Consider the following 16,623-nt stretch of genomic DNA (forward strand, 5'->3'; position numbering starts at 1 on the left):
TTTGTTCTTATTATATACTACTCACACAGGTAAAGGAACAGATTTCACAGCATCGACTGTTTTTATAGCTACTTGTAGATCATCATATACAACATTTCCTACCACTACAGTATCTGCAATGGCTGCCATTTCTTTTGCTTGTTCTGTTGAGCGTATTCCACCGCCATAAAAGAGACGAGTATTAGTAAGTAATTCTTTCGCCGACCTAACAATTTGTGGATCGCCGTATTGTCCACTGTACTCTAAATAAAATATCGGCAAGGAAAATAAATGTTCAGCCATACGTGCATATGCTTGTACATCTTCTTCATCGGGAACACAGTCGACCCCTGTCACCTTCGCAGCTGTACAATCTGGATTTAAAATGCAGTAACCTTCTGTAACTAGTTCATCAAAATTCATCATATGACCATATTCACGAAGAGCTTCGTGATGCAAGCCGTTCAACCACTTTGAATCCGTTGTATTTAAGACCGTTGGAATAAAGTAATAATCGAATCCGGGTGTAACCGATTCAACAGTAGATACTTCCAGCGCAAGTGGCACCGAAAAACGACGGAAACGTGCAAGTAAATCAAGTACGTTTTCCAATGTGACTCCGTCAGATCCACCAATGATGACTCCATCTGTTCCAGATTCGGCTATCATTTCTACGTGATCATCTGAGATACTTTTCGCTGGATCGATTTTAAATGCATGCCGCCATGTTTTATAGTCCATTTTTTATTTCCCCCTTCACTTGTCATAGTGGTTTTGTATAACTTTTAAAAAACCGGTGGGGTTTTATCCCTGGCCGGTTGTGTTAGTTGTTTTTTGTTTGGTTGTTTTGAAGTTCAGGATAAAGTCGATCCAACATGAGGTTGTACCCGCCAGACCCGTAGTCTACGCAACGACGTATGCGGGAAATCGTAGCTGTGCTTGCGCCTGTTTCTTGTTGGATGCTATCATAGGTTTTTTTCAGTTTAAGTTTGTGGGCTACGTCCAGTCTTTGTGCTAGTGATTGGACTTCGCTCATAGTGCAGAGGTCATCAAAAAACTTATAGCATTCTTCTATATCCTTTAGTTCTAGAATTGCTTGAAACAATTGATCTATTTGTTCTCCGCGAATTTTATCTATTTGCATGTTCTCGCCCTCTCTCTAAGTCGATCTTACGGAGTATAAGTGACGGAAGTAGAAGGACCCGATAATGATGGAATAATGTGGATCCACGTTTTTCCAGCCGTTAATTTAACAGGCGCGCCTTGTTCCACTGGAGTTAAAAATCCATCTTTATTTTGCCATTCAATCGGTTTAGCGATCCCTTCATGAAACAGCATAGCTTGGCCGCCAGATTCTAGGTCAATTGCGAGCCTGCCTTGTTGATCAACTGTTTGATGATCCATTTCCATCACGATAATATTCGCCAGTTCTATACGTCGTTCGTTTAACTTATCCACTGTATCAATACCGTTAACAGATCGATAATAACGATTTGCTTCTTGATTATATTGATACGTACTAATAAAATTCGGATCTGAACTGTACGATACTTGTACCGTTGATGCGATATCCCCTATTTTATCACTTTCATCGGGATTTAGGAAAGAAAAGGACGGCTGCGCAGTGATCTTTTTGGAAGCGTTCACGAGACTAAATGCTTCTGCAATATGTTCCTTTGAAATATACGAGTTATGCGGCGCCCTGCGGTCTGCTGAACGTTCGAATAAAGTCCCGTCATGATGTATGCCGTTGATATAATCGACTACCCGATCATCAAGTAATTTCTTTGCATCTGGACTATAACCATGAGCGATATAAAATGCATCCATACCTTCTGCTAAGTGTACAAAATAATCGCGAGCACTTCGAATAGGACCTATCTGATCAGGCACTTTACTCTGAAAAAGTGCAGCGTATCGCGTTACTTGACCTTCTGCTAAGAATTCGTATATCTGATCCGCATCCGAAAGTCCGGACTGTGGCCGAGCAGCAGGGATATTACTAATTGTCGCTAAAATAGGACGGTTGTCCATGGAATCTGTAATCATCTCACCTGTAAACCATGACACATCATTCGGTTTTTCTTGTTCTTGTGGTTCAGATTGCTCTTTCGAAGAACAACCTCCGAGATATAATAAGCTAGCTGTGGCTACCAAGAGTAACTTGCGTCTATTCCATATCAATATACGTTCCTACCTTTCTATATGAGGGATTAATAGTTCATTTTTCATTACTTGTAAGACACCAACCGGCGTGATACGGACATATGGCAAGTGAACAGATTGAAGGAATAATAATGTATATACAGCATCTCCATGTGCATAGCCACGTTGTCCTAACGCCTTTTTCATTGCTAGCTCTTCTTCGATGATTACTTCCATCGGTTGAACGGACAATCCGCCTGCGACCGCTAGTTGTAATGTTTCAATAATCTTACCATTTTCAGCGAGTGCCATGCCTCCGCCTATATTCTTGATTTCATCAAATGCTCGCTTCATCTCTTGCCAATCCTGTCCTATCAATAATACATCTCCAGTATTTGAATAGGAAGATGCAAAACCTTGCAGATCATTCCCGAACCCTTTCAATATAGTATTGACACGCCATTTCCCGTTCTTATCCAGTAATATCAAATAGCATTCATCGCCAGAGGCAATAGTTGGACTACTGAGATCCAGCTCACTTTCGTATACTTTCGTAATCACATCATTTACCATCTGAATCCCCGTTGAAGACGGGAATGTAAAGTCTTCATCTGTCAGTTCATAAGGCAAGTCGAATACCGGCATCACTTTCCAATCTACCGCTTTGAATGCAGTAGACGATGTACTATCTCGAAGTACCCACTTCCCTTTTGATAATACATCAGTCGGGACAGGATTATATTCATCTTCTAAAAAGTTCAACGTTGCAAACCGGCCTGTCGCAATTACACTATGCAAGTCCGTAATATCGTAGTACCTCGCCACGTTATATGACGCCATTTGATACGCATAGATCGGTGGTACTCCCGCGTCAAGTGCTATTTGGATGCATTGGTCCATTACACCGTCTCGGTAGAACGAAGGAGTGGAACCATCAGTCGTCATCATCAAATGATCAAAAACATCCCACCCCTTCTCTACAATACCTTTCAATATAACTGGTAGGTCGGGACGAATTGAAGAATACCGTAATGTAGCAGCATACCCTTGCTGTAAGCGTCTTTCCACTTCGTCTACAGTCATCGCCTCATGATCACCGTCCGCTCCAAGCAATTTCATTCGAGCTAATGTACGTTCCGATGCACCTGGAAAATGTCCTTCGATCTTTTTACCGAGTCGTTTCGATTCCCGTAAAGACTCCATCATTTTTTGATCGCCTCGTATTAATCTTGGCCAACCTGTTAGCTCACCTGTCATTAATACATCAGGTCGCTCCATCCATTTGGCAATATCAGCAGGATTGAAAAGTTCTTTTTCATTTTGTAGTACGGTTTGCGAATCTACACGTGCCCACCAATAAAATGAGAATGGCAGTTCATTCAGTTGATCAATGAATGTAAATGCTGTTTGCTGATCCAACATCGAGAACAAGATGAGATTGTCTGATATGAAAGTTGTTGTTCCTCGACGGGATGCATAGTCTGCAAATGTTTCTGGATTATATAATTGGAATGGATGGACATGCGGCTCGATGTATCCCGGAACTATTTTCTTTCCGGAAGCGTCAACACGTTCTGTTCCTTCAAGCATAGTCGGCATGCGCTTCCCTACATAAACGATCCGATCACCTTGAATCCAAATGTTTCCTTGCATCCATTTCTTGAATATAGAATGTAAGTAGGTAGCGTTTTCAATTACGATATCAGGCGCTTTCTGTCCATTAATAATCGCAAGTTGTGACTGTATTTCTTTTGCACTCCACATGCCGATCACCGTCCCTTAAAAGTAGTTTTCCTGTTTGTTAACTATTGCTTTATAGTAACATAGCAATTCAATCTGGAATAGCTTTGTCATGCAAAGGTTATACACAAGAGACTTTTCATTAATCCACAAGATAACAGACACTTACACACATTACCAACAACTTATTCACACTTTTTCCACTAATAAACCACAATTTATCGAAGGCGCTGTGGATAACCTGTTTTTCAAACGAACTAAATAGTATGTAACCTCAAAGAACAGGTCGCGGTTTGAAGTAGACATTTTTTAGCATTAAAAAAGACTGCGCTAGAAGTAATATCACACTTCTAGCACAGTCCTGTTTCATCCTTTATTCAAATGTACGCCATCCAATATCCGTACGGTGGAAGAATCCATCCCATTTTTGATCGGCAAGACCAGTGTAAACTTTCTCTTGTGCTTCTTTTAGTGTAGCTGCTTTCGCCGCAACAAGAAGTACACGTCCACCGTTTCCAACAAAGTGATCATCCTCTAGCTTCGTTCCTGCATGGAAGACGTCAAGCCCTTGATTAGTCAGTATATCAAGTTTTGGAAGTGCGTGACCATTCACTACATCAGAAGGATACCCTTCCGATGCAATGACAACGCCTAACATCGCTTCTTCATGCCACTCAAGATCGAACGATTCTCCAGCCAGTAGAGCTTCCATGAACTTACCAAAATCTGATTTCATACGCGGTAAGACGACTTGTGTTTCCGGATCGCCAAATCGGGCATTGAATTCAATAACTTTTGGACCTTGCTCCGTAAGTATTAATCCTGCATAGAGGATGCCTGTGAAAGGAATTCCTTCTTCTGTCATAGCATCAACCGTTGGTACGACTACGCGATCGTATGCTTCCTGCACAATTGCATCCGAAATTTGTGGAACTGGGGAATAAGCTCCCATTCCGCCTGTATTCGGACCGCGATCTCCGTCATATGCTCGTTTATGATCTTGTGCAATCACCATTGGATAGATTTGTCCGTCATGGACGAACGACATATAAGAGAACTCTTCGCCGTCGAGAAATTCTTCTACCACAACACGTGATGATGATTCACCGAACTTTTGATTGCCGATCATGTCATCAACCGCATCTAATGCTTCCTGTAATTCCATCGCAACAATTACGCCTTTTCCAGCTGCCAATCCGTCAGCTTTCACTACGATTGGGGCACCTTGTTCGCGGATGAACGACTTTGCTTCTTCAGCATCCGTGAATGTTCCATAGGCTGCTGTGGGAATATCATACTTGTCCATGATTTCCTTGGCGAATGACTTACTGCCTTCGATACGAGCAGCTGCCTGAGTCGGTCCGAATACCGTTAAACCTTTGTCTAGGAAATAATCGGCAATTCCTTCTGCTAGCGGCTGTTCTGGTCCAACGAACGTCAACGTAACACGCTGTTCGATTGCGAAATCTGCCAAAGCCTCAAAGTCTGTAGCTGCAATTTTCACACATGTTGCATCTTGCTGCATACCGTCGTTGCCAGGCGCTACAAATACTTCTGATACAGAAGGCGCTTGGTTGAACTGTTTAGCTATCGCATGTTCACGACCGCCACTTCCAATTACAAGAACTTTCATGTTCATCTACTCCCTGCACTCTTAATGTTTGAAATGACGTACGCCTGTGAATACCATCGTAATGCCGTATTCATTGGCTTTTTTAATGGAATCTGCATCTTTTACGGAACCACCTGGTTGAATGATTGCCGTAATACCTGCTTTTGCCGCTGCTTCAACTGTATCATCCATAGGGAAGAATGCGTCAGATGCAAGTGCTGCTCCTTTTGCACGTTCGCCTGCTTGTGTCAGAGCGATTTTTGCAGCACCTACACGGTTCATCTGACCTGCACCTACACCAATTGTCATATGCTCATCTGTTACGACGATCGCATTAGATTTCACGTGTTTCACAACTGCCCATCCCAGCTTCATCGCATTCCATTCTGCTTCGGTAGGCTCTCGGTCTGTTGCCACTTTGATATCCGCTTCTTCAAAACCGTGAGCATCAGGTTGTTGCATTAATAATCCACCTTCAACAGATACTGTGTTCCACTGATCTTTTTTCTGCTGTTTAAATGAAATTGTTAGAAGACGTATGTTTTTCTTCTTCGTCAACGTCTCAAGTGCTTCTTCTGTAAATGAAGGGGCAATGACGATTTCAAGGAATATATCAGCAAGTTGCACAGCTGTTTCCTGATCAACTTCTTTATTTAATGCAATGATTCCACCAAAAATAGATGTAGAATCTGCTTCATAAGCTTTTTGGAAAGCTTCAGCGATCGTCTCGCCTGTACCTACACCACATGGATTCATGTGCTTAACTGCTACAGCCGCGGGCTCAGTAAATTCCTTTACTATTTGAATCGCTGCATTGGCATCTTGGATATTATTATAAGACAATTCTTTTCCATGAAGCTGTTCGGCATAGGCAATCGAGAAATCAGATCCAAGTGGACGACTATAGAATGCCGCCTGCTGATGAGGATTTTCACCATAACGCAATGGTTGCTTCAACTCGTATGTATACGTAACTTGTTCTGGGAATTGTTCTCCCGCTAGGTCTGTCAAATAGCCAGAAATTAATGAATCATAAGCTGCCGTGTGACGGAACACTTTAGCCGCTAAACGTCGGCGTGTTTCAAGAGTCGTCTTGCCATCCGCTTTCAGTTCGTCGAGTACTGCACTGTAGTCAGCTGCATCCACAATGACTGTCACGTATGCGTGATTCTTTGCAGACGCGCGAAGCATTGCGGGTCCACCAATATCGATATTTTCGATTGCATCTTCTGCTGATACATCCGGTTTGGAAATCGTTTCTTTGAAAGGATACAAGTTTACACAGACTACATCGATTGGCTGGATGCCATGCTCTTCCATTTGTGCCTGATGTCCAGGATCATCTTGCTTAGCAAGTAATCCACCGTGAATCATCGGGTTCAATGTTTTCACGCGGCCTTCCATGATTTCTGGGAATCCTGTTACTTCATCTACAGCCGTTACAGCAACACCATTGTCTTTCAAATGCTTCATCGTACCACCCGTAGACAATAATTCATATCCAAGCTGTTCGAGTTCTTTCGCAAATTCTAGTATCCCACTTTTATCTGATACGCTTAACAATGCGCGTTTTTTCAAAGGAATTCCCTCCAGTTTATAAAAAAAGCCTGTCATCACAACAGGCTCATCATTTTTTAAATAAGTTTTGCAATGTTGCTGTATATAGTTCGTGTTCCACGGCATGGATAGCTAAAGCAGTTTGTTCAACATCTCCATCGATAACGTCCACTGCGCGCTGTGCTAAAATTGGACCTGTATCCATTCCTTCATCTACAAGATGAACTGTGACACCCGTTATTTTAACGCCGGCAGCTACTGCTTGTCCGATCGCATCCTTTCCTGGGAAGGAAGGCAATAGAGACGGATGGATGTTGATGATCCGTTCAGGATACGCTGCCAATAATACAGGACCAATCAATCGCATGTAGCCAGCTAATATTAACCATTCTACTTGTGCTTCTTGTAATGCTTTGAGTATAGCTTGTTCATAGGCATCCTTCGTTTCGAAGTCACGAGGTCGAATGGCTGCAATTGAAATACCTATTTTGTTCGCCCGTTCATTGACGAAAGCATCCGGTTTATCTGTCACCATCAAAACAATTTCAGCTGGAATGCGCCCCGCTTCACATGCTTCTGCCAAAGCGGCAAAGTTACTGCCGCTGCCTGAAGCAAATACTGCGATCTTTACTTTATTCATTCTGACAATGTCCCGTCATGTTCACCGTTAAATGTTACGCCTTCTTGCTTCGTAACACGTCCGATTACATATGCTTCTTCACCATGTGCTTTAGCGATTTCGATTGCTTTTTCAGCTTCTGCTTCCGGTAAGGCTACGACAAATCCAACACCCATGTTGAAAACGCTATATAAATCGCGATCCGTTAATTCGCCTTTTTCTTTTAACATGTGGAATACCGGAAGTACAGGCCAAGCACCTAAATCTACTTCTACTCCAAATCCTTCCGAGAACATACGTGGAAGGTTTTCGAAAAATCCGCCGCCTGTAATATGACCCATAGAGTGCACATCAAGCTGTTGGTGCATTTCAAGTACCGGCTTAGCATAGATCTTAGTCGGCTGTAATAACGCATCCGCTACTGTGCCAAGATCTTCAAAGCCTTCAATCGTGCCGTTAATATCCGCGCCCAATTGTTCAAATACGATATGGCGTACTAAAGAGTAGCCGTTCGAGTGAATACCGCTCGATGCGATTCCAACTAGTACGTCACCTTCTTGCACACGCTCGCCTGTTACCAGCTTGCTCTTTTCACAAGCTCCTACTGCAAAACCAGCCAAATCATATTCATCTTCCTCGTAGAGACCTGGCATTTCAGCCGTTTCTCCACCTATCAATGCCGCACCCGATTGTACACAACCATCCGCTACTCCTTTGACGATTGCTTCCACTTTTTCAGGTACTGCTTTACCTAGTGCTACATAGTCAAGGAAATACAGAGGCTCTGCACCTTGCGCTACGATATCATTCACACACATTGCGACACAGTCAATCCCAATTGTGTCATGACGGTCCGCCATGAAAGCCAATTTCAACTTCGTGCCAACACCGTCTGTACCAGAAATGAGGACTGGTTCTTTATATTCCAGCGCAGATAGATCGAACATTCCGCCGAACCCACCAAAAGCACCTGCCACCCCTTTACGAGATGTTCGTGCTACGTGAGACTTCATGCGTTCAACTGACTCATAGCCAGCTTCAATATTAACTCCCGCTTTTTCATATGCCTTCGACATGGAAAGGCCTCCTATCGTACGATTTCTTTTTCGTGCGGCATTGCCGTATCCGAATATATCTCTGTCGGATACTCACCTGTGAAACAAGCCAAACATTGTCCGCAGTTTTTCATTTCTGATGACCGACCATTCGATTCCAACATTCCATCAATTGAAAGGAATGAGAGTGAATCGGCACCAATCTCATCACGCATTTCATCTATAGTACGACCTGTCGCAAGTAATTCTGAATCAGAACTAATATCCACACCGTAATAACATGGAGCAATTAAAGGTGGTGAAGCAATGACGACATGTATTTCTTTAGCGCCTGCATCGCGAAGCATAGTGACGATTCGTTTAGATGTTGTACCACGTACAATTGAATCATCGACCATTACGACCCGCTTACCGTCCACGACTTGGTGTACTGGTGATAGTTTCATCTTCACGCCTTGTTCACGCAACGCTTGAGATGGTTGTATAAATGTTCGTCCGACATAGCGGTTTTTAATTAATCCCAACTCATATGGAATGCCACTTTGTTCAGAGAATCCAATGGCAGCAGAAATGCTGGAATCTGGAACCCCTGTGACGACGTCTGCACTAATCTGTACTTCACGAGCCAATTGTTTACCGCAACGTTTACGTGCAGCATGAATATTTATGCCATCGATATTTGAATCCGGACGAGAGAAGTAGACATATTCCATAGAACACATCGCATTATCTGCGGGTTCTGCAAAACGCTCGGACGTTAATCCATTATCATTAATAATCAGCAATTCACCCGGTTCTACTGAACGAACATGTTCAGCACCGATAATTTCAAATGCACAAGTTTCTGATGCAACGACCCACGCATCACCAATTTTCCCTAAAGATAATGGACGCATACCGTTTGGATCTTGTGCAACCATCAACCCTTCATCTGTCATTAACACGAATGCAAATGCACCTTTTAAAATACTAAGTGCCTTTTTCACTCGGTCTCGGTGATTACGTGAACCACTGCTACGTTTGATCAAGTGAGCGAGTACTTCTGTATCAGATGTACTTTGGAAGATACTGCCTTGACGCTCCAAATGTTCTTTCAAATCTGTCGCATTGATTAGGTTACCGTTATGTGCGATAGCCAAGCTACCCGTTGTTGAACGAAACACTAGTGGCTGAACATTTTCTATACCACGTCCGTCTTTTGTCGTATAGCGAACTTGCCCAATTGCGCCGCGTCCTTCAAGTGAATTCAGTTTTTCGCCTGAGAACACTTCATTGACCAGACCTTCCCCTTTGACTGCATGGAGACCGTTCTCGCCTTTTACAACGATACCGGCTCCTTCCTGTCCACGATGCTGAAGTGCATGCAATGCGTAATAGCTGAGCTGTGCAGCATCGTCATGTCCCCAAATACCAAATACGCCGCACTCTTCGTTTAGTCCTCTGAGTTCAGCAAGCATGCAATTGCCCCTTTCCAAGCAGTTTGGAATTCTTCTACCGTCCCTTCTACTAGGACAGTTCCCTCTGCGTCTTTGATGACGATTTCTTCGCCATCTGTCACTGTTCCGATTTTCACTGCATCTTGAACTTTTTCTTCAAACGCAGCTACTTGTTCAGCTTGTACCGTAACCAAGAAACGTGACTGTGTTTCACTGAACAATGCAGTAATTGCTGAACCTTCCACTGTTACATCAGCACCCAAACCTTGTGAGCCAAATGTACCTTCACAAAGCGCTACTGCAAATCCGCCTTCTGACAAATCATCAGCTGATTGAATCATTCCAGCTTGGATCGCTTGGAGAAGTTGTTGTTGACGAGTTGCTTCTAAGTCCAAATCGATTGCAGGTGATTTACCGAAGATCTTTCCTTCGATCATTTGTTGCAATTCACTGCCGCCGAATTCCATTTCTGTTTGACCAATCAAGTAGATTGCATCTCCAGCTTGTTTGAAACCAGGTGTTGTCACTTGGCTTAAATCATGGACGATTCCTACCAAACCAATTGTTGGTGTTGGATAGATTGGCACACCGTTTACTTCATTGGAAAGAGATACGTTACCGCCGATGACCGGTGCATTCAGTTTGCGACAAGCTTCTGAAATACCGTCAGCTGATTTTTCCAGCTGCCAGAATACTTCAGGCTTGTCCGGGCTACCAAAGTTCAAACAGTCAGTCAACGCGATTGGCTCTGCGCCTGAACAGACAAGGTTACGTGCAGCTTCAGCCACTGCAATCTTCCCGCCAACTTCTGGATCCAAATAAATGAATCGAGAGTTACAATCCGCTGTCATCGCAATACCTTTGTTTGTTCCTCTAACACGGATCACACCTGCAGATGCCCCTGGTGCGAGAACAGTATTCGTTCTTGCACCTGTATCGAACTGATTATATACCCACTCTTTAGAAGCTATCGTAGGACGTTGCAATAAATCGAGTAGTGTCTCTTTCAAGTTCGTTACTTGTGGTTCTGTATTTTCAATCGCCTGGTTTTTCGCAAACGATGCAGGTTCTTTTGATTCTTTCTGATAGCTTGGTGCATCTTCAGCTAATAGATCTGCTGAAACTTCCGCTGCGACTTCGCCTTTATGAAGCAAACGAAGCATTTTATCATCTGTTACATGACCGATTGTCGCTGCAGTTATTCCATACTTCGTGAATAGTGCAATGACTTCTTCTTCACGACCTTTTTTCACAACAATCAACATACGTTCTTGAGATTCAGACAACATCATTTCATACGCTGTCATATTCTCTTCACGCTGTGGCACAAGATCCAAGTTCAACTCCACACCATAACCAGCTTTTGAAGCCATTTCTGCTGCTGAAGAAGTAAGACCTGCTGCACCCATATCTTGAATACCGATCAACGCATCTGATTGAACTAGTTCTAGGCAAGCTTCCATCAATAGCTTTTCAATGAATGGATCTCCTGCTTGCATGACCGGTAGTTCTTGCTCTTCTTCAATAGAAAGTTCGGAAGAAGACATTGTAGCTCCGTGAATTCCATCACGACCAGTTGTAGCCCCTGCGTATATCACTGTGTTGCCAATTCCAGCTGCGACACCTTTTTGAATATCTTCATGATTCAACAAACCGACTGCCATCGCGTTGACTAACGGACGCTTCGAATAGCACTGATCAAACTGAACTTCACCAGCTACTGTCGGGATTCCCATTGCGTTGCCGTAACTCGCGATTCCAGCAACTGCTTCCTCAAACAAGAATCTATCTCGAGGGTCTGTTAAATCTCCGAAACGAAGTGAATTGACTAATGCTACCGGACGCGCACCCATAGAGAATACGTCACGAATAATTCCACCTGCACCTGTTGCTGCACCAATGAAAGGCTCGATTGCTGATGGCGAGTTATGAGATTCCATTTTAAAGACAGCAGCTTGATTATCACCGATGTCTACAATTCCAGCACCTTCACCTGGTCCTTGTAATACACGTGCACCTTCAGTAGGAAATCTGCGTAATACAGACTTTGAGCTTTTATACGAACAATGTTCTGACCACATAGCAGAAAACAGACCCGTTTCTACGTAATTCGGAGTACGTCCAAGTTTTTCTACCGCACGCTCATACTCTGCATCTGTCATGCCCATTTGGAGATATAAACGATTCTCTTTGATTTGCTCCGCTGTAGGTTCGTGATTAATTGACATGCTGTTCACCCCGATTGTTCATGATTGATTGGAATAAAGCTGTTCCATCTGTTCCACCGATGATTTCTTCCACTGCACGTTCAGGTAGTGGCATCATACCGAGTACATTACCTCTTTTATTCGTGATTCCCGCGATTGCTTCTGTACTGCCATCAGTATTTTCATTCGCGTATGTGAAAACGATTTGATTATTATTTTTCAGCTCTTCCACTGTCTGCTCGTCAGCGTAGTAGTTACCAAATTCGTTAGCTACTGGCAATGTGAGCACTTGACCTTGTGTATAGTCTTTTGTGAAAGCTGTATTGTTATTTTCCACTCGTACCGTTTCACGAGCTGAACGGAATTTCAAACTCTGATTACGTAAGAATCCACCTGGAAGGATACCTGCTTCTACTAAGATATGAAAACCATTACCTACACCCAGAACCAATTTACCGGATTCAGCAAATGCTTGTAACTGTTTGCAGGCAGGTGAACTTTTCGCCAATGCACCCGGACGTAAGTAGTTGCCGTATGAAGTGCCTGTCGGTAATAGAACCGCATCGAATTGATCGAGTTGATCAGCTTCAGTATGCCAAACGTATTCAACATCTTGCTTTACTGTTTCCTCAATTGCATGGTACATATCAAGATCACAAGTAAGACCTGGGAATACTAGAACGGCGAACTTCATTTGCTGACAACCTCCCCGATTTCAAAGCGATAATCTTCAATGACTTTATTAATCAATAGATCGTTACACATTTCATTCACACGTGCTTCAATTGTCTCTTCTGATCCATCAAGCTGTAATTCGATTAGTTTCCCAACTCGTACACTTTTCACTTCTTCATAGCCCATCTTTTGAAGTGCTTCAGTCGTCGCGATGCCTTGTGGATCTACAACACTTTCACGTAGTGTTACATAAATAGTTACATTCGTCATTGTCGGTTCCTCCCAAAGTGGAAATAATAGTTTTTTTTAGTTATTATCTTGCCAAATACCAGACTGCTCAATTTCTTGCAGAGTTTCTTCAAGATTTTCCGTCATAATCGTGACATGACCCATTTTACGTTTTTCTTTCACTTCTGCTTTGCCGTATAAATGGATTGACCAATCTGGATAATCCGCGATGCGCTCTTGAAGCGGTGCTACATGTTCTCCAAGTACATTCACCATAATGGATGGTGCCCATAACTTCGGCTCGCGTAACGGCCAACCACAGACCGCACGGACATGCTGATGAAATTGTGAGATGTTGCATGCCTCAATCGAGTAGTGACCAGAGTTATGTGGGCGTGGAGCTAATTCATTAATAATGATTGCCCCGTCGTGCAGTACGAACATTTCAACTGCTAGTGTTCCTACCAACTCTAAATGGCCCGCAATTTTCTTTGCCGCATCTTCGGCTTGCTCCAAAACCGCTTGATCCACTCTTGCCGGTACAATCGATTCGTGCAAGATATGATGCTTATGAATGTTCTCTGCAATTGGCAGGCAATAGGTTTGTCCTGCTGGGTTTCTTTGAATGATAACGGAAATCTCTTTATCAAACGGAACGAAAGCTTCTGCTATACAAGAAGAGTGTCTAAACAGATCTTTTGCACTTTCAATTTGCTCTTTGGCTTCAAGCTTTACTTGACCTTTACCGTCATAGCCACCAAAAGCTGTTTTCACGATACAAGGGAACCCAAGATCATCAATTTTCTGTACTAACTCTTCATATGTCTCAGCAGTTATGTAAGGCGCAACCGATACTCCAGCTGCTTGAATCTCAGCTTTTTCATTGATACGATTTTGCGTGATACGGACTAGTTCAGCACCTTGAGGTACATAAGCTTTCTTTGTCAGCCGTTTCAATCCCTCATAATCGATGTTTTCAAATTCGAATGTAATAACATCACTTACTTGGCTTAATTCATTCAGCGCTTCTTCATCATTATACGGTGCAACAATTTCGATATCTGCTAACTGTCCGCAAGGGGAATTTTTTGTTGGATCAAGTACCGCAATCTTGAAACCAGCCTCTTTTGCTGCAAGTCCCATCATCCGCCCCAATTGACCACCACCGATGATACCGATCGTTTGTCCTGGTTTAATCATTTTCAATTCAGTTCACCACTGCTTTCCAGCGAGATTTTCTTCATTTCATCGCGTCTTTGCTGCAGTTTTTTACGTAATTCTTCATCTTGCACACAGAGCATTTGAGCCGCTAGGAGGCCTGCATTTGTAGCACCGGCTTTACCGATTGACACAGTCGCGACAGGTACACCTCCTGGCATTTGAACGATGGATAAAAGCGAGTCCATACCATTCAATGCTTTAGATTGCACAGGCACACCAATAACAGGAACTAGCGTTTTTGCTGCAACCATCCCTGGTAGATGGGCAGCTCCGCCTGCTCCTGCGATAATAGCGTGTAATCCTTTTTTCTCTGCTTGTTCTGCATAGTCAAACATGAAATCCGGCGTACGGTGGGCTGACACTACTTTCTTTTCATAAGGAACTCCTAGTTCATCCAATATGTCGCATGCATGCTTCATTGTTTCCCAGTCGCTCTTACTGCCCATTATGACACCAATCTTCGGTTCCAAATCTAATCCGCTCCTTCATGCACAACATGATTTAATATAAAACAATAAAAAGGTCCTTGAAAACTCCACTTTTCACATGCACAAAAAGCAGAACTTTCAAGGACCCTTACCAAAATGGTTACATAGCTATCGTAACTTAGCCATTCCCCATGATTATCCAAGAAAAATTGCTTTCCCACATAGTGTAGACATTTACGGTGTCTTGGTAGAAACGCCACAGCCAATTCTGTAGCATATACGGGGAACTCATTTACTCTTATTATATTATCAATTAATACATAATCCGTCAACTAAAAGACGAACATTACATTATAAGTCTTTTACAATCATTCGCCTTTAAGTTGACATATGAAGGATTAAACATCAGTTCTCTTTATCTTGACAGTTATTAGCTATTTTTGATAGCTTGAAATTGTGTTTGTTGTCTAATTGGAATATACTCTTCCCCAACCTGTTTAAATAGTGGTTTCTCTCTTCTGGCGACAACAGTATATCCTAAACTTTGAATTCTCGCCAAACATTCATCGAGTGTTTCATCTTCTTCTCTATCAAACCAGACCTTTTGTTTACTCATTTAAATAACTTGCCTCTTTTCACACTTTTCACCCAGAAGCCACCGTGTATCGACTTAGGCTCATACGATATAATAAATGCTTTCGGATCGAGTTCCGTTATCGTTTTATACAGTTGCATTTCATACTTACGAGGCGTCAGAATCTGCATAGTTGAACGATTACCACTTAACCCATTAGCTGATGAGTCAGTAACACCATATCCAAGTCGTCGTAATACAGCGGGCATTTCCTTATCGACATCTGCCGTGATCACATTAACCGTTATATAACCAAGTGCTAAGCGCTCTTCAATTTTCGAACCGATAATAACACCTATACCATACCCAAGCGCATAAGCTATTAAGTTTTGGATTTGGTCTAAATTATCAAGTACCAAACCAAGCCCTATGACGTATACTACTGTTTCTATCATACTCACTGCTGCAGCAATATAACGATAACCTTTCAGTGTGAGGATTATTCGTATTGTCATAAACGTTACATAGACAATATTGATTGCGAAAATAATTAATATCATTACCATTGCACCACTCCTTTAAACAAGTAGGATAATCGTATCGCGCCTTAGTTAAAAACTCAAGGAAAGTCTTTTAAATAGTAGATTACGGCGAAAGATTGTGAAGATTTCGAGATGGATAGAGTTATTGATTGGGTTTATAGAGCGGATGGTTGGAAGTTTAGAGCGCTTATCTGGGTTTATAGAACGAAAGAGGGATTACATAGAGCACTTAACTGAGTTCATTGAGCGGTGAGCGGGATACATAGAGCGCTCGACAGGGTTCATTGAGCGGAACGCGGGATACATAATAGCGCTTGTCTAGATTAATAGAGCGAATAAGAATACACATGAGCAGTTTGCTGACTTTACAGTCCGGAGATTGAAAGTTTATGTATAAATCCCCTACATTTCGTTACACATTAGTATATTATAAAACACAAAAAAGCCACTCCCCATAAGGAATGGCTTCGGGCCTAGCAACGTCCTACTCTCACAGGGGGAAACCCCCAACTACCATCGGCGCTGAAGAGCTTAACTTCCGTGTTCGGTATGGGAACGGGTGTGACCTCTTCGCCATCGTTACTAGACTCTTTGAGTAAAGCTTG

Annotated in this window: 16 protein-coding genes, 1 rRNA gene and 1 riboswitch; all 17 genes read right to left on the bottom strand. The window is 42.7% G+C overall.

Annotated elements, in window-relative coordinates; all coding sequences use genetic code 11:
• Positions 1-21: 21 nt before the first annotated feature.
• On the bottom strand, positions 22-720 hold the full coding sequence (gene pcrB / locus CSV64_RS14440) for a heptaprenylglyceryl phosphate synthase (protein WP_099635291.1): 699 nt from the start codon (positions 718-720) through the stop codon (positions 22-24).
• A gap of 82 nt (positions 721-802) precedes the next feature.
• Entirely contained in the window at positions 803-1,123 is a 321-nt protein-coding gene (locus CSV64_RS14445) for a YerC/YecD family TrpR-related protein (protein WP_099635292.1), read from the bottom strand.
• A gap of 26 nt (positions 1,124-1,149) precedes the next feature.
• Positions 1,150-2,163 (bottom strand): DUF3048 domain-containing protein, encoded by a 1,014-nt coding sequence (locus CSV64_RS14450; RefSeq protein ID WP_099635293.1) that lies wholly within the window; start codon positions 2,161-2,163, stop codon positions 1,150-1,152.
• Positions 2,164-2,172: 9 nt separating this feature from the next.
• Positions 2,173-3,888: an adenine deaminase C-terminal domain-containing protein gene (locus tag CSV64_RS14455; RefSeq protein WP_099635294.1), complete on the bottom strand. Its 1,716-nt coding sequence runs from the start codon at positions 3,886-3,888 to the stop codon at positions 2,173-2,175.
• 349 nt (positions 3,889-4,237) lie between these two features.
• Positions 4,238-5,497, bottom strand: coding sequence for a phosphoribosylamine--glycine ligase (purD, locus tag CSV64_RS14460; RefSeq protein WP_099635295.1), 1,260 nt, complete (start codon positions 5,495-5,497; stop codon positions 4,238-4,240).
• 21 nt (positions 5,498-5,518) lie between these two features.
• Complete coding sequence (purH, locus tag CSV64_RS14465; protein ID WP_099635296.1) at positions 5,519-7,054, bottom strand: bifunctional phosphoribosylaminoimidazolecarboxamide formyltransferase/IMP cyclohydrolase; 1,536 nt, start codon at positions 7,052-7,054, stop codon at positions 5,519-5,521.
• A gap of 49 nt (positions 7,055-7,103) precedes the next feature.
• A complete protein-coding gene (purN, locus tag CSV64_RS14470) occupies positions 7,104-7,673 on the bottom strand; it encodes a phosphoribosylglycinamide formyltransferase (protein WP_099635297.1) in 570 nt (189 codons plus the stop codon).
• Positions 7,670-8,728 (bottom strand): phosphoribosylformylglycinamidine cyclo-ligase, encoded by a 1,059-nt coding sequence (gene purM / locus CSV64_RS14475; protein ID WP_099635298.1) that lies wholly within the window; start codon positions 8,726-8,728, stop codon positions 7,670-7,672. Before purM ends, purN begins: the two co-directional genes overlap by 4 nt.
• 11 nt (positions 8,729-8,739) lie before the next feature.
• A complete protein-coding gene (purF, locus tag CSV64_RS14480; protein WP_099635299.1) occupies positions 8,740-10,164 on the bottom strand; it encodes an amidophosphoribosyltransferase in 1,425 nt (474 codons plus the stop codon).
• A complete protein-coding gene (gene purL / locus CSV64_RS14485; protein ID WP_099635300.1) occupies positions 10,140-12,371 on the bottom strand; it encodes a phosphoribosylformylglycinamidine synthase subunit PurL in 2,232 nt (743 codons plus the stop codon). The genes purF and purL overlap by 25 nt, the downstream gene beginning before the upstream one ends.
• A complete protein-coding gene (gene purQ, locus CSV64_RS14490; RefSeq protein WP_099635301.1) occupies positions 12,361-13,044 on the bottom strand; it encodes a phosphoribosylformylglycinamidine synthase subunit PurQ in 684 nt (227 codons plus the stop codon). Before purQ ends, purL begins: the two co-directional genes overlap by 11 nt.
• Positions 13,041-13,295: a phosphoribosylformylglycinamidine synthase subunit PurS gene (gene purS / locus CSV64_RS14495; RefSeq protein ID WP_099635302.1), complete on the bottom strand. Its 255-nt coding sequence runs from the start codon at positions 13,293-13,295 to the stop codon at positions 13,041-13,043. Before purS ends, purQ begins: the two co-directional genes overlap by 4 nt.
• Before the next feature lie 36 nt (positions 13,296-13,331).
• Positions 13,332-14,453 carry a 5-(carboxyamino)imidazole ribonucleotide synthase gene (gene purK / locus CSV64_RS14500; protein ID WP_099635307.1) on the bottom strand — a complete coding sequence of 374 codons (1,122 nt, stop codon included), beginning with the start codon at positions 14,451-14,453 and terminating at the stop codon, positions 13,332-13,334.
• A 2-nt stretch (positions 14,454-14,455) separates the two neighbouring features.
• Positions 14,456-14,944, bottom strand: coding sequence for a 5-(carboxyamino)imidazole ribonucleotide mutase (gene purE, locus CSV64_RS14505; RefSeq protein WP_099635303.1), 489 nt, complete (start codon positions 14,942-14,944; stop codon positions 14,456-14,458).
• A gap of 160 nt (positions 14,945-15,104) precedes the next feature.
• A riboswitch (purine riboswitch) is annotated at positions 15,105-15,205 on the bottom strand.
• 127 nt (positions 15,206-15,332) lie between these two features.
• The gene (locus CSV64_RS14510; protein ID WP_099635304.1) at positions 15,333-15,518 is read right to left on the bottom strand and encodes an NETI motif-containing protein; all 186 of its coding nucleotides are present in this window, start codon (positions 15,516-15,518) and stop codon (positions 15,333-15,335) included.
• Positions 15,515-16,042 (bottom strand): DUF2179 domain-containing protein, encoded by a 528-nt coding sequence (locus CSV64_RS14515; protein ID WP_099635305.1) that lies wholly within the window; start codon positions 16,040-16,042, stop codon positions 15,515-15,517. Before CSV64_RS14515 ends, CSV64_RS14510 begins: the two co-directional genes overlap by 4 nt.
• A 447-nt stretch (positions 16,043-16,489) precedes the next feature.
• Positions 16,490-16,605: ribosomal RNA gene (gene rrf / locus CSV64_RS14520) — 5S ribosomal RNA — on the bottom strand.
• Positions 16,606-16,623 lie beyond the last annotated feature (18 nt).

This window comes from Sporosarcina sp. P32b, from assembly GCF_002743335.1.
GTDB lineage: Bacteria > Bacillota > Bacilli > Bacillales_A > Planococcaceae > Sporosarcina.

Bases quoted from the DNA above. Each gene is read 5' to 3' on its own strand.
- pcrB (WP_099635291.1), bottom strand. From the start codon at position 720: ATGGACTATAAAACATGGCGGCATGCATTTAAAATCGATCCAGCGAAA.
- CSV64_RS14445 (WP_099635292.1), bottom strand. From the start codon at position 1,123: ATGCAAATAGATAAAATTCGCGGAGAACAAATAGATCAATTGTTTCAA.
- CSV64_RS14455 (WP_099635294.1), bottom strand. From the start codon at position 3,888: ATGTGGAGTGCAAAAGAAATACAGTCACAACTTGCGATTATTAATGGA.
- purD (WP_099635295.1), bottom strand. From the start codon at position 5,497: ATGAAAGTTCTTGTAATTGGAAGTGGCGGTCGTGAACATGCGATAGCT.
- purN (WP_099635297.1), bottom strand. From the start codon at position 7,673: ATGAATAAAGTAAAGATCGCAGTATTTGCTTCAGGCAGCGGCAGTAAC.
- purM (WP_099635298.1), bottom strand. From the start codon at position 8,728: ATGTCGAAGGCATATGAAAAAGCGGGAGTTAATATTGAAGCTGGCTAT.
- purF (WP_099635299.1), bottom strand. From the start codon at position 10,164: ATGCTTGCTGAACTCAGAGGACTAAACGAAGAGTGCGGCGTATTTGGT.
- purL (WP_099635300.1), bottom strand. From the start codon at position 12,371: ATGTCAATTAATCACGAACCTACAGCGGAGCAAATCAAAGAGAATCGT.
- purQ (WP_099635301.1), bottom strand. From the start codon at position 13,044: ATGAAGTTCGCCGTTCTAGTATTCCCAGGTCTTACTTGTGATCTTGAT.
- purS (WP_099635302.1), bottom strand. From the start codon at position 13,295: ATGACGAATGTAACTATTTATGTAACACTACGTGAAAGTGTTGTAGAT.
- purK (WP_099635307.1), bottom strand. From the start codon at position 14,453: ATGATTAAACCAGGACAAACGATCGGTATCATCGGTGGTGGTCAATTG.
- CSV64_RS14510 (WP_099635304.1), bottom strand. From the start codon at position 15,518: ATGAGTAAACAAAAGGTCTGGTTTGATAGAGAAGAAGATGAAACACTC.
- CSV64_RS14515 (WP_099635305.1), bottom strand. From the start codon at position 16,042: ATGGTAATGATATTAATTATTTTCGCAATCAATATTGTCTATGTAACG.